Annotated in this window: 12 protein-coding genes; 2 read left to right on the top strand and 10 right to left on the bottom strand. The window is 72.7% G+C overall.

Annotated features, from left to right (window positions below; all coding sequences use genetic code 11):
* Positions 1–38 precede the first annotated feature (38 nt).
* Positions 39–1,379 carry an MFS transporter gene (locus MTP13_RS13525; RefSeq protein WP_243568246.1) on the top strand — a complete coding sequence of 447 codons (1,341 nt, stop codon included), beginning with the start codon at positions 39–41 and terminating at the stop codon, positions 1,377–1,379.
* Between the two features lie 126 nt (positions 1,380–1,505).
* Complete coding sequence (locus tag MTP13_RS13520) at positions 1,506–2,864, top strand: 8-oxoguanine deaminase (RefSeq protein WP_243568245.1); 1,359 nt, start codon at positions 1,506–1,508, stop codon at positions 2,862–2,864.
* A gap of 74 nt (positions 2,865–2,938) precedes the next feature.
* Here MTP13_RS13520 and nusB read toward each other — a convergent pair whose 3' ends face one another.
* The 10 genes from nusB to alaS form a co-directional block, all read right to left on the bottom strand.
* Entirely contained in the window at positions 2,939–3,352 is a 414-nt protein-coding gene (nusB, locus tag MTP13_RS13515) for a transcription antitermination factor NusB (RefSeq protein ID WP_243568244.1), read from the bottom strand.
* Entirely contained in the window at positions 3,352–3,915 is a 564-nt protein-coding gene (efp, locus tag MTP13_RS13510) for an elongation factor P (protein ID WP_243568243.1), read from the bottom strand. Before efp ends, nusB begins: the two co-directional genes overlap by 1 nt.
* A gap of 74 nt (positions 3,916–3,989) precedes the next feature.
* Positions 3,990–4,427, bottom strand: a complete 438-nt coding sequence (aroQ, locus tag MTP13_RS13505; protein WP_243568242.1) for a type II 3-dehydroquinate dehydratase — start codon at positions 4,425–4,427, stop codon at positions 3,990–3,992.
* Positions 4,428–4,470: 43 nt separating this feature from the next.
* Positions 4,471–5,565, bottom strand: coding sequence for a 3-dehydroquinate synthase (aroB, locus tag MTP13_RS13500; protein WP_243568241.1), 1,095 nt, complete (start codon positions 5,563–5,565; stop codon positions 4,471–4,473).
* Positions 5,562–6,095, bottom strand: a complete 534-nt coding sequence (locus tag MTP13_RS13495; RefSeq protein ID WP_243568240.1) for a shikimate kinase — start codon at positions 6,093–6,095, stop codon at positions 5,562–5,564. The genes aroB and MTP13_RS13495 overlap by 4 nt, the downstream gene beginning before the upstream one ends.
* On the bottom strand, positions 6,092–7,321 hold the full coding sequence (gene aroC, locus MTP13_RS13490) for a chorismate synthase (RefSeq protein ID WP_243568239.1): 1,230 nt from the start codon (positions 7,319–7,321) through the stop codon (positions 6,092–6,094). Before aroC ends, MTP13_RS13495 begins: the two co-directional genes overlap by 4 nt.
* Positions 7,322–7,408: 87 nt before the next feature.
* Positions 7,409–8,257 carry a shikimate dehydrogenase gene (locus MTP13_RS13485; protein WP_243568238.1) on the bottom strand — a complete coding sequence of 283 codons (849 nt, stop codon included), beginning with the start codon at positions 8,255–8,257 and terminating at the stop codon, positions 7,409–7,411.
* Complete coding sequence (mltG, locus tag MTP13_RS13480; protein ID WP_243568237.1) at positions 8,254–9,711, bottom strand: endolytic transglycosylase MltG; 1,458 nt, start codon at positions 9,709–9,711, stop codon at positions 8,254–8,256. The genes MTP13_RS13485 and mltG overlap by 4 nt, the downstream gene beginning before the upstream one ends.
* Positions 9,708–10,187 carry a Holliday junction resolvase RuvX gene (ruvX, locus tag MTP13_RS13475; protein WP_243568236.1) on the bottom strand — a complete coding sequence of 160 codons (480 nt, stop codon included), beginning with the start codon at positions 10,185–10,187 and terminating at the stop codon, positions 9,708–9,710. The genes mltG and ruvX overlap by 4 nt, the downstream gene beginning before the upstream one ends.
* 1 nt (position 10,188) lies before the next feature.
* The gene (alaS, locus tag MTP13_RS13470) at positions 10,189–12,846 is read right to left on the bottom strand and encodes an alanine--tRNA ligase (RefSeq protein ID WP_243568235.1); all 2,658 of its coding nucleotides are present in this window, start codon (positions 12,844–12,846) and stop codon (positions 10,189–10,191) included.
* Positions 12,847–12,889 lie beyond the last annotated feature (43 nt).

The following is a 12,889-nucleotide window of genomic DNA, read 5'->3' as shown; positions in this document are numbered from 1 at the left end:
CGCGTCGGGTGCGGTTTCGCCGTGCGTACGATGCAAGGGTGAGTTCTCCCCCGCCGCGACGATCGCACTTCGTCGATCTCGCCCCGCTACGGGAGTCGCCCGCGTTCGCCCGGCTCTGGATCGGCGGCACCATCGCGGGCATCGGCGCGCAGCTGACGGTGCTCGCCGTCGGGCTGCAGCTCTACGAGCTCACGCGCTCGACGCTCGCGGTGGGACTCGTCGGCGGCATCGCGCTGCTGCCGATGCTCGTGGCCGGGCTCTGGGGCGGCGTCCTCGCCGACGCCCTCGACCGGCGGCGCCTGCTCATCGCGAGCGCGAGCACCACTTGGGCGGCGACCGCGGCGCTCGTCGCCGTCTCCGCCGTCAGTGCGGCCGAGCACGAGGCCGGCCGGCCGGTCGCGATCTGGCCGTTCTACGTGCTCACCACCGTCATCTCGGTCTGCGCCACCGTCACCGGCGCCACCCGGACCGCGGTCACGCCGCGGCTGCTCGCGCCGGCGCTCGTCTCCCGCGCAGCCGCCCTCAGCGGAATCGGGATCGGCGTGCAGCTCACGCTCGGCCCGGCGCTCGGCGGCGTGCTCGTCGCTTCGATCGGCTATCCGCTCACCTTCAGCGTGGACCTCGTGCTGTTCAGCGCGGGCTTCCTCGGCATCCTGACGCTCCCCGCCGTCCCACCGAGGGCCGCCGAGGAGGGGGCCGGGCGACGCACCGGCTTCGCGGCCCTCGTGGACGGCTTCCGCTTCCTGCGCCTGGCGCCGAACATCCGCGCCGGCTTCCTGATCGACCTCGCCGCGATGACCTTCGGCCGGCCCTACGCGCTCTTCCCGGCTGTCGGCGCCGTCGCCATCGGCGGCGGAGCGGCGACCGCCGGCGCGCTCACCGCGGCGTTCGCCGTCGGCACCTTCCTCACCAGCCTGCTGAGCGGACGGGTCATGCACGTCCGGCGCTACGGCGTCGCCATCGGCCGCTCGGTCATCGTCTACGGGGCGTGCATCGCCGGGTTCGGCGCGGTGATCGCGATCGTGCTCGCCGGGCGCTCCTCGGCCGCGGACGCCGCGCTGAGCCTGCCGGCGCTGCTCGGCGCCGCGCTCCTGCTCGCGGGCGCGGGAGCGGCCGACGAGGTGAGTGCGATCTTCCGCAGCACGATGCTGATGACCGCGGTGCCCGACGAGCTCCAGGGTCGGATGCAGGGCGTGTTCCAGGTGGTCGTCACGGGTGGTCCGCGCCTCGGCGACCTCTGGGTCGGCATCCTCGCGACGGCGGTGGCGCTCTGGTTCCCGCCGCTCTTCGGCGGGCTGCTCGTCGTCGCGGCCGCCGTCGCGATCCTCCGCCTCCAGCACGGCTTCCGCGACTACGACGCCCGAACCCCGACGCCCTGAGCGATGCGCCGGCGCGCGTAGCGTTGACGGGGCATCCGCCGCGCACGTAGTCTGGCGCGACCTGGATCAGCAGACAGGTCAACACTGAGCTGGCACCACTCCTCCACCGTCGAAGGGATGCCGCTCATGGCACGAGTCTGGATCAAGAACCCCGCCGCCGTCTTCACCGCAGCCGAGCACGCGCCCGGCACCGCGGACGGCGGCATCGTCGTCGAGGCCGGCCGCATCGTCGAACTGCTCCGCGCCGGCGCCGCCCCCGCGAGGCCGGTCGACGAGGTCTTCGACGCGGCGAACCACGTCGTGCTCCCCGGCCTCATCAACACCCACCACCACTTCTTCCAGACGCTCACCCGGGCCTGGGCGCCCGTGGCCGACGCGAAGCTCTTCCCCTGGCTGCAGGGCCTCTACCCGGTGTGGGCGCGGCTCACGCCGGAGAGCCTCGAACTCGCCGTGACCGTCGCACTCGCGGAGCTCCTGCTCTCCGGCTGCACGACCGCGGCCGACCACCACTACGTCTTCCCCGAGGGGCTGGACGAGGCGATCGACCTCGAGGTGGAGGCCGTGCGGCGGCTCGGCATGCGGGCGACGCTCACCCGCGGCTCGATGACCCTCGGCCAGCGCGACGGCGGCCTGCCGCCGCAGAGCGTCGTGCAGGACGGCGACGTCATCCTCGCCGACTCGGAGCGGCTCATCGACCGCTACCACTCCACCGCACCCGACGCCGACCTCCACATCGCGCTCGCGCCGTGCTCGCCGTTCTCGGTGACGCGGGAGATCATGTCGGAGAGCGCCGAGCTCGCCGCCCGCCGCGGGGTGCGCCTGCACACGCACCTCGCCGAGACCCTCGACGAAGAGGAGTTCTGCCGCGAGCGCTTCGGCCTGCGCACCGTCGACTACCTCGAGAGCGTGGGCTGGCTGGGTCCGCAGAGCTGGCTCGGTCACGGCATCCACTTCGACGAGCGGGAGATCGCCCGCCTCGGTGCGGCCGGGACGGGCGTCGCGCACTGCCCGACCTCGAACATGCGGCTCGCCTCGGGCATCGCGCGCGCGATCGAGCTGGAGGATGCCGGCGTGCCCGTCGGCCTCGGCGTGGACGGCTCCGCCTCGAACGACTCCTCGAACCTCATCCAGGAAGTGCGTCAGGCGCTCTACCTGCAGCGGCTCCGCTACGGTGCCGACGTGCCGGTCGCCCGGGCGCTCGGCTGGGCGACTCTGGGCTCGGCGCGGGCGCTCGGCCGGGACGGCGAGCTCGGGTCGATCGAGCTCGGCAAGCAGGCGGACCTCGCGCTGTTCACGCTCGACGAGCTGCGGTTCTCGGGCAGCCACGACCCGATCGCGGCGCTCGTGCTCTGCGGGGCCGACCGTGCCGACCGCGTCATGGTCGGCGGCGAGTGGCGGGTCGTGGACGGCCGCATCCCCGGGCTCGACCTCGACGGGCTCATTCGCGCCCACTCCGCCGCGGCGCGACGACTCGTCGTCGGCTGAGCGACGGAACGCCGGACGGCGGGCCGCCTGGTGGCGGCCCGCCGTCCGGCGTCGAGCGGGTGAAGCGCGGTGCGTCAGGCCTTCGCGTGCGCGACCGCGGCCAGCAGCCCGTTCACGAAGCCGGCCGAGTCGTCGGTCGACAGCACGGTCGCGGCCTCGACGGCCTCGGCGATCGCGACGGCGTCGGGCACCTCGTCGTTGTAGACGATCTCCCAGACGCCGATGCGCAGCAGCGCGCGGTCGATCGCGGGCATGCGCTCGAGGGTCCAGCCCCGGGAGTGCGTCGTGATGAGCTCGTCGATCTCGGCGCGATGGTCGACGATGCCGTCGACGATCTCTCGGGCGTACAGCCAGGACGCCTGGCGCTCCGGTTCGCCCGCGGCCTTCTCGGCCTCGACGACGAGCAGCTGCTCCACCGGCATCCCGCGCATCTCCGCGGCGTAGAGCAGGTCGAGCGCGCGCTTGCGAGCCTTGGTGCGAGCGCTCACTAGTCGTTCACGCGGCCGAGGTAGTCGCCCGACCGGGTGTCGACCTTGACCTTGGTGCCGGTCTCGAGGAAGAGCGGGACCTGGATCTCGTAGCCGGTCTCGACGGTGGCGGGCTTCGTGCCGCCGGTCGAGCGGTCGCCCTGCAGGCCCGGCTCCGTGTACGTGATCTCGAGCACGACCGAGGCGGGGAGGTCGACGTACAGCGGGTTGCCGTTGTTCAGGGCGATGGTGACGGCCTGGTTCTCGAGCATGAAGTTCGCGGCGTCGCCGACGGTCGCCGCGGGGACGGTGATCTGGTCGTAGTCGACCGCGTCCATGAAGACGAAGCCGTCGCCGTCGTTGTAGAGGTACGTGAAGTCGCGGCGGTCGACGTTCTCGATGTCGACCTTCGCGCCAGCGTTGTAGGTGCGGTCGACGGTCTTGCCCGTGACGACGTTCTTCAGCTTGGTGCGGACGAACGCGCCGCCCTTGCCGGGCTTGACGTGCTGGAACTCGATCACGCTCCAGAGCTGGCCGTCGATGCTGAGGACGACGCCGTTCTTGATGTCTGCGGTCGATGCCATGCGCGTGGATTCCGTTCCGTTTCGGTGAAGTCGTTCGGCCGCAGGCGGTGGCGCACGCGGGCCGACGAACGATTCTAGACGATGCGCAGCAGCTGCTGCACGGCGAGGCGATAGGAGTCGCTGCCGAAGCCGGCGATGACACCCGTCGCGACCGCCGAGATGACGCTCGTGTGCCGGAAGCGCTCCCGCGCGTGCGGGTTCGAGAGGTGCACCTCGATGAGCGGCACGCCGGCCTGCTTCAAGAGCGCGGCGGCGTCGCGCAGCCCGTAGCTGTAGTGCGTGAAGGCCGCGGGGTTCAAGACGACCGGGGTGCCCCGGTCGACGGCCTCGTGGATCCAGCGGATGAGCTCGCCCTCGTCGTCGGTCTGCCGGAGCTCGAGCTCGACGCCCTCGGGCAGTCCGACGCGCAGCGACGCCTCGATGTCGGCGAGCGTCTCGCTGCCGTACACCTCGGGTTCGCGGGTGCCGAGCCGGCCGAGGTTCGGCCCGTTCAGCACGAGGATGGTCGTCATGCGCTCAGCCTAGCGGCGGGCTGAAGGCTTCGGCGGCCACGATTCACGAGCCGATCTCCTGGTAGGCCGCGAACAGCATCGACTGGTCGGGGGCCTGCATCACGGTGGGCTTCGCGAGGTCGTCGAGCACGATGAAGCGCAGCTGGCCGCCGCGTGACTTCTTGTCGCGCTGCATGGTGGCGAGCAGCGTGTTCCAGCGGCCGGCCGGGTAGCTCGTCGGCAGGCTCAGCAGTTCGAGCACCCGGCGGTGCCGGTCGGCGACCTCGTCGGAGAGCCGGCCGGAGAGCCGGCCGAGCTCGGCGGCGAACATCATGCCGACCGCGACGGCGGCGCCGTGCCGCCACTGGTAGCGCTCGGCGTGCTCGACCGCGTGCCCGAGGGTGTGCCCGTAGTTCAGGATCTCGCGGAGGCCGGCCTCCTTGAAGTCCTCGGTCACGACGTCGGCCTTCATCCGGATGGCGAGCTCGACGACCCGGCGGAACTCGGGCGTCGCGGGATCGGTGGCGCGCTCGGGGTCGGCCTCGATGGTGTCGAGGATCTCGGGGTAGCGGATGAACCCGGCCTTCACGATCTCGGCGAAGCCCGCGAGGATCTCGTTCTTCGGCAGCGTGTCGAGCAGGTCGAGCTCGCAGATGACCTCGGCCGGCGCGTGGAACACGCCGACGAGGTTCTTGCCCTCGTTCGTGTTGATCCCGGTCTTGCCGCCGACGGCGGCGTCGACCATGCCGAGCACGGTCGTCGGCACCTGCACCACGCGGACGCCGCGCAGCCAGGTCGCCGCGACGAAGCCGGCCAGGTCCGTGACCGCTCCGCCGCCCATGCCGACGACGGCGTCGCTGCGGGTGAAGTCGGCCTGGCCGAGGATCTGCCAGCAGAACGCGGCGACCTCGACCCGCTTGCCGGCCTCGGCGTCGGGGATCTCCGCGAGGATGACCTCGAAGCGGTCGGTGAGCGACTCGCGGAGCTCGGCGGCACGGGCGCCGAGGGTCGCCGGGTGCACGAGCAGGACTTTGCGCACGGCCGGCCCGAGCGCGTCCCCGATGCGCGCGATCACGCCGCGGCCCACGACCACGTCGTAGCCCTCGTCGCCGCCGACCCGGATCACGGTCGGCTCGGCCTGCGGCTCGAGTGCGGTCATGCTGTTCCTCCGAAGCGCTCGGTGATGTCGGTGACGATCCGCGCGACCGAGCGGCGCGAGGTGTCGATGGCGAGGTCGGCGAGCGAGGCGTAGACGGGCGCCCGCTCGTCGCGAATCCGGGTCCAGGCCTCGATCCCGCCCTGGGCGATCAGCGGGCGCGCGCTGCCGGCCAGTCGCGGCGCGACGGCCGCGGCGCTCACCTGCAGCCACACCACGGGCAGCTCCGCGAGATCGATACGGGTCGCCGGATGCAGCACGGCTCCCCCGCCGAGCGAGACCACCGCCTCCTCGGCGAGGGCCTCGGCGACGATCTCGCGCTCGACGATGCGGAAGTACTCCTCGCCCTCGCGGGCGAAGATCTCCTCGATCGGCCCGTAGCGCTCGACGATGCGGGCGTCGGTGTCGACGAACGGCGCACCGGTCTGGGCGGCGAGCTTCTGCCCCACGCGGGACTTGCCCGCGCCCATCGGCCCGATGAGCACGAGGGGCAGCGCGAGCGCACCGGGCGCGGCGGCGCCCGCCGCGGTCATCCCGCTGCGCCGGCCGCGAGCCCGGCGTCGCCGTCCGCCCCCGCGCTCGCGAGCGCCTCGGGGATCGCGGCGAGGTACGCCTCGAGGTTCCGCCGGGTCTCGGCGAGCGAGTCGCCGCCGAACTTCTCGAGCACGGAGTTGGCGAGGACGAGTGCGACCATCGCCTCGGCGACGACGCCCGCCGCCGGCACGGCGCAGACGTCCGAGCGCTGGTGGTGCGCGGGAGCCGGCTCCCCCGTCGCGACGTCGACCGTCGGCAGGGCGTGCGGGATGGTGGCGATCGGCTTCATGCCGGCGCGGACCCGCAGCACGGTGCCGGTGGACATGCCGCCCTCGGTCCCGCCGGCGCGGTCGCTCGCGCGGACGATGCGGCCGCGGTCGAGGTGCAGCTCGTCGTGCGCCTCGGAACCGCGGCGGCGGGTGGTCTCGAAGCCGTCGCCGACCTCGACCCCCTTGATCGCCTGGATGCCCATGAGCGCGGCGGCGAGCTGCCCGTCGAGCCGGCGGTCCCAGTGCACGTGCGAGCCGAGCCCCGGGGGGACGCCGTAGGCGAGCACCTCGACGACGCCGCCGAGCGTGTCGCCGGACTTGTGGGCGTCGTCGACCTCGGCCACCATGCGCGCCGACGTCTCGGCGTCGAAGCAGCGCAGCGGGTCGGCGTCGACCGCCGCGAGATCGGCGGGCAGCGGCAGGGCCGCGCCCTCCGGCACCCGGACCGGTCCGATCGACAGGGTGTGCGCGATGGTGCGGATGCCGAGCTCCGCGAGGAACGACTTCGCCACGGCGCCGAGCGCCACGCGCGCGGCGGTCTCGCGGGCGCTCGCGCGCTCGAGCACCGGGCGGGCCTCGTCGAAGCCGTACTTCTGCATGCCGACGAGGTCGGCGTGCCCCGGGCGCGGACGGGTCAGCGGCGCACCGCGGCCACGGCCGAGGCGGTCCTGCTCGATCGGCTCGGGGCTCATGACCTCCTGCCACTTCGGCCACTCGGTGTTGCCGACGCGCAGGGCGATCGGGCTGCCGAGGCTGAGGCCGTGGCGCACCCCGCCCGAGATGGCGAGCTCGTCCTGCTCGAACTTCATGCGCGCGCCGCGGCCGTAGCCGAGCTTGCGCCGTGCGAGGTCCTCGCGGACCTGATCGAGCGAGACGGGGATGCCGGCGGGGAGGCCCTCGAGGATCGCGACGAGTTCGGGGCCGTGCGACTCACCGGCAGTGAGCCAACGAAGCATGGCTCTATCCTTCCACAGCGCAGGGGGCCCACTCTCCGCGTGACGTCGCCGCCCGGGGCGCAGTCGGAGGGGGCCGCGGCGGACGCCTCAGGCGATCGCCGCTCGCATCGCCCGGAGCACCCCGGCCTCGTCGGGCAGCGCCTGCTCCGGATCGCCGTTCGCGAACACGCGCACCTGCAGCAGCGCCTGGTGCAGGAGCATGCCGAGGCCGTGCACGACGGTGCCGTCGGCGTCGAGCCACGCCGCCGCGAGCGGGCTCGGCCACGGGTCGTACGCGACCTCCAGCAGCACGGCACCACTGGTGAGCGCCGCACTCGGCCGCACCCCGAGCTCGGTGCCGCCGGGCACCGTCGCCACGACGAGGTCGAGGCCGTCCGCGCCCGAGAGCTCGTCGATGCGCCGCACGAGCACTCTGAGCCCGAGCGACGCGGCGAGGGGTTCGAGCGCCGTCGCGCGAGCCGGGGTGCGCACGAAGACCTCGACCTCGCTCGCACCGAGTTCCGCGATCGCGGCGATCGCCGACGCGGCGGTCGCTCCCCCGCCGACGACCGCGGCACGCGCCGACGCGGTCACCCCGGCGTCCGCGAGCGCCCCGACGATGCCGCCGACATCGGTGTTGAACCCGAGGCGGCGACCGCCGTCGAAGCGCAGCGTGTTCGCGGCGCCCGTGAGCCGGGCGCGGCGATCGAGCTCGTCGACGAGCGGGAGCACCTCCTGCTTCAACGGCATCGTGAGCGAGAGCCCTCGCCACGAGGCATCCCGCGAGCGCACGAACTCGGCCAGCTCGGCCGAACCCACCTCGACGGCCTCGTACTGCCAGTCGATGCCGAGCGCCGCGTACGCGGCGCGGTGCAGCGCCGGCGACTTCGAGTGCGCGATCGGCGAGCCGAGCACGGCGAGCCGGTGCAGTGCGGACTCCTGCAAGCCGCCGCTCACTGGTACTCCGGGTGCTCGTCCATCCAGGCCAGCCACTTCGCGACGGCCGCGTCGTGCTCGTCGACGGTGGTCGAGAAGATCGTCTCGCCCGTGTCGAGGTTCCACGTCACGAAGAAGAGCCAGGTGCCGTCGGCGGGGTGCAGCGCGGCGTCGATCGCGAGATCGCCCGGATTGGAGATCGGGCCGATCGGCAGGCCGGGATGCACGTAGGTGTTGTACGGATTGCCGGCGTCGGCGCGCTCGGCATCGGTCGTGGCGACCCGGTGGGTGTTGCCGGTGCCGTACGCGACCGTCGCGTCCGACTGCAGCAGCCCCGACTCCCACTGCGCCGGGTCGAGTCGGTTCTGGAACACCCGCGAGACCTTGTAGTAGTCGTCGCGGAGGCCGGCCTCGCGCTGGATCAGCGAGGCGAGCACGATCGTGCGCCAACGATCGGCCGGTGCGACACCCGCCTCGTCGAGCGCCTGGAACTGCCGGTCGACGAGGGTCTGCAGCACGCCGCGGGCGTCGAGGCCCGGATCGAGCGTGTACGTCGCCGGGAACAGGAATCCCTCGAGCGACTTCGCCTCGGCCGGGAGGCCGTAGCTCTGCGGCGACTCGGCCGCGGCCGCCTGGAGCGCCTCGAGCGGGACGCCGGTGCCCTCCGCGATGTTCGTCAGCGCGTCGACGGTGGCGGTGCCCTCCGGGATGACGAAGGTGTTCTCGAGCTTGTTCGCCGGATCGAGCAGCGCATCGAGCGCCGACTGCGCGCTCATCTTCTCGGCGAGCCGGTACGCGCCCGGGTAGAAGGCCGGCTCCGGATCCTGATCGACGAGCACGTCGTAGAACGCCTTCGAGGAGGCCACCACGCCCTCGTCGTAGAGGTTCTCGGCGATCGAGGAGCCGTCGTCGCCCTCGTGGATCATGAAGGTCACCTCGCCGCTGCCCGAGCCCTCGTAGTCCGCGGCGGGCGCGAAGCGCTCGATCACCGCGGAGATGGGCCCCTGCAGGAAGAAGAACGCGCCGACGCCGAGGGCGACCACGATGAGCAGCGCGATGAGGCAGCCCCACGCCCCGCGGCGCTTCGGCCGCTGCGGCGTGTCGTGGTCGTCGAAGCCGGCCGCCTCCCGCCGTTCGGCCCGGCTCGGCCGCGCCGGCTCGCTCGGGGCGGTGACGGGCTCCGCCTCGATGAGGGCCTGACGCTCCTCGAGTTCGCGCCGCTCCCGGCGGGTCAGCGGCACCTCCTCCTGCGCGGCGAACGGGTCGTTGCTGCGCGGGGCGACCCGGCCCGGCTCCGCGGCGGATTCGGCGAATGGGTCGTTCACCCACTCCTCGGTGCGCGGGGCGGCGTCGGGCGCAGCGGCCCGGCCGTCGCCGGCTCGGCTCGCCGCGGCCTCGTCTCCGGAGAGGATCGCCTCCCAGTCGAGACCGGGGCGCTGGCGCGACGCGCGCTGCTCAGGGGGGAGCTGAGTCACAGGGGTGGTGGCCCTTCGTCGGTGCCGAGGGACTGCCCCGGCGGCTTGCCCGACGCGCGTTCGGCGTCGATGGCGTGTTGCAGAATGATAACGGCTGCGGCTTGGTCGATGATGGACCGCTGCTGCTTGGCGCGTTTCCCGCTCGCCCGGAGCGCCTGCTGCGCCGTCACCGTCGACATCCGTTCGTCCACCAGCCGCACCGATGCGCCGCCGTTCGCGAGCCGGCTCGCGAACGCGACGGCGTCGTCGGTCGAGGGCGTCGCGTTGCCCGTGAGCGAGAGCGGATGCCCCACCACGAGCTCGAACGCGTCGTACTCCTCGGCGAGCTCGAGGATCCGGCGCACATCGGCGTCCGAGCCCTCCGCGGCCCGCGGCACCGTCTCGAGCGGCACCGCGAGCATCGCCGAGGGATCGCAGCGCGCGACGCCGATGCGGGCCCGGCCCACATCGACGCCGAGGCGGACGCCGTCGCGCACCCTAGCGGCCGAGCTCGTCGCGGACCGCGTCGAGAGCCGCGGGGATCGCGGCCACGTCGGTGCCGCCGCCCTGGGCCAGGTCGGGCTTGCCGCCTCCACCGCCGCCGAGCACACCGGCCATGCGCTTCGCGAGTGCGCCCGCGTTCGCGCCGGCCTCGCGGGCCGCGGGGGACGTCGCGGCGATCGCGAGCGGCTTGCCGCCGACCTCGGCCGTCAGCGCGACCACCGAGGCCACGTCGCCGAGCTGTGCGCGCACCGAGAGCGCGAGGGAGCGCAGCTCGTCGCCGGAGCCGAGGGTGCCGACGTGCTCCGCGACGAGCAGGACCTCGCCCGTGCGCACCGCGGTCGCCGCCAGCGCCGGCACGCGGTCGTTGAGCGCCTTGGCCTCGTAGGCCTGGATCTTCTTCTCGGCCGCCTTCAGGTTCGCCACGAGTTCGCCGACCCGGTCGACGAGCTGCTCGGGACGCGTCTTCAGCGAGCTCGTGAGCTCGCCGACCAGCGCGCGCTCGGCCGCGAACTGGCGGAACGCCTCGATGCCGACGAGCGACTCCACCCGACGGTTCGTCGCGCCGACCGAGGACTCGCCGACCAGATTGATCATGCCGACCTCGGCGCTCGTGCGCACGTGGGTGCCCGCGCACAGCTCGCGCGACCAGGGGCCGCCGATGTCGACGACGCGCACGACGTCGCCGTACTTCTCGCCGAACAGCGCCATGGCGCCGAGCGCCTTCGCCTCCTCGAGCGGCAGCTCGCGGGTGACGACCTCGAGGTTGTCGCGGATCGCGGCGTTCGAGATCTCCTCGATCTCGGAGCGGGTCTCGCTCGAGAGTGCCGTGTTCCAGCTGAAGTCGAGACGCAGGTAGCCGGCCTTGTTGAACGAGCCGGACTGGTGCGCGTTCGGCCCGAGCACCTGCCGGAGCGCGGCATGCACGAGGTGGGTGCCGGAGTGCGCCTGGGTGGCGCCGCGCCGGTAGTCCTCGTCGACGAGGCTCGTCGCGGTCTCGCCCACGCCGACCTCGCCGCGCACGACCCGCACGGTGTGGCTGATGAGGCCCTTGACCGGGCGCTGCACGTCGAGCACCTCGAGCTCGAAGCCGTCGCCCACGATGCGGCCGCGGTCGGGCGCCTGCCCGCCGGACTCCGCGTAGAGCGCGGTCTCGGCGAGGATGACCTCGGCCGTCTGCCCCGCCGTGGCGCGCTGCACCGGCCGACCGTCGACGAGGAGGCCGAGCACGCTCGACTCCGTCTGCAGCTCGGTGTAGCCGGTGAAGATCGTCTCGCCCTTGGCGCGGTAGTCGGCGTAGACCGAGAGGTCCGCGAGCACGCGCTTCTTCGACTTCGCGTCGGCCTTCGCACGGTCGCGCTGGTCGGTCATGAGGCGATCGAACTCGCCGCGGTCGACGCTCAGCCCCGCCTCCTCCGCCATCTCGAGCGTGAGCTCGATCGGGAAGCCGTAGGTGTCGTGGAGCAGGAACGCGGTGTCGCCGGCGAGCTCGCCGGAGCCCTGCGACTTCGTCTTCGATACCGCCACGTCGAGGATCGTCGTGCCCGAGGCCAGCGTGCGGAGGAAGGTGTCCTCCTCGCCGAGCGCGAGCTGCTCGAGGTGCGAGTAGTCGGTCGCCACCTCGGGGTACGCCGACTTCATCGCGTCGCGAGAGGCCGCGAAGAGCTCGTGGAAGCTCGGGCCCTCGACGCCGAGCAGGCGCATCGCACGGATCGAGCGGCGGAGGAGCCGGCGCAGGATGTAGCCCCGGCCCTCGTTCGACGGCGTGACCCCGTCGCTCATGAGCATGAGCGAGGAGCGCACGTGGTCGGCGATGATGCGCATGCGGACGTCGTCCTCGTGCGCGGCGCCGTAGCGACGGCCCGACAGCTCCGCGGCGCGGTCGAGCACCGGGCGCACCTGGTCGATCTCGTACATGTTCTCGACGCCCTGCTTGATGAACGCCACGCGCTCGAGGCCCATGCCGGTGTCGATGTTCTTCTTGGGCAGCGGGCCCGCGACGTCGAAGTCGACCTTGGAGCGGACCTCGGTCAGCAGCTCCTGCATGAACACGAGATTCCAGATCTCGATGAAGCGGCTGTCGTCGACCGCCGGGCCGCCGTCGCGGCCGTACTTCGGTCCGCGGTCGAAGAAGATCTCCGAGCTCGGACCGCCGGGGCCGGGCTGGCCGGTGTGCCAGTAGTTGTCCGCCTTGCCGAGGCGCTGGATGCGCTCGGCCGGAAGGCCGATCAGCTTCTGCCACAGCTCCGCAGCCTCGTCGTCGGTCTCGTAGACCGTCACCCAGAGGTCGCGCTCGTCGAAGCCGAGGCCGCCGTCGGCCTCGGAACGGGTGAGGAGCTCCCACGCGTAGGTGATCGCCCCCTCCTTGAAGTAGTCGCCGAACGACCAGTTGCCGAGCATCTGGAAGAACGTGCCGTGACGGGCGGTCTTGCCGACCTCCTCGATGTCGTTCGTGCGGATGCACTTCTGCACGTCGACGGCGCGGGGGTACGGGGCCGGGACGACGCCGGTCAGGTAGGGCACGAACGGCACCATGCCGGCGACCGTGAAGAGCAGGGTGGGGTCGTCGGAGACGAGCGAGGCCGAGGGGACGACGGTGTGCCCGCGCTCGGCGAAGTAGTCGATGTAGCGACGGCTGATCTCGGCAGTCTGCATGGTTCCGTTCCGGGTCGTTGCACCCCGCGACGGCGGGGTGAGA

The organism is Agromyces soli, assembly GCF_022811605.1.
Lineage (GTDB): Bacteria > Actinomycetota > Actinomycetes > Actinomycetales > Microbacteriaceae > Agromyces > Agromyces soli.
The sequence above is the reverse complement of the archived record's forward strand: the minus strand, read 5'-3'. Positions and strand labels throughout refer to the sequence as shown.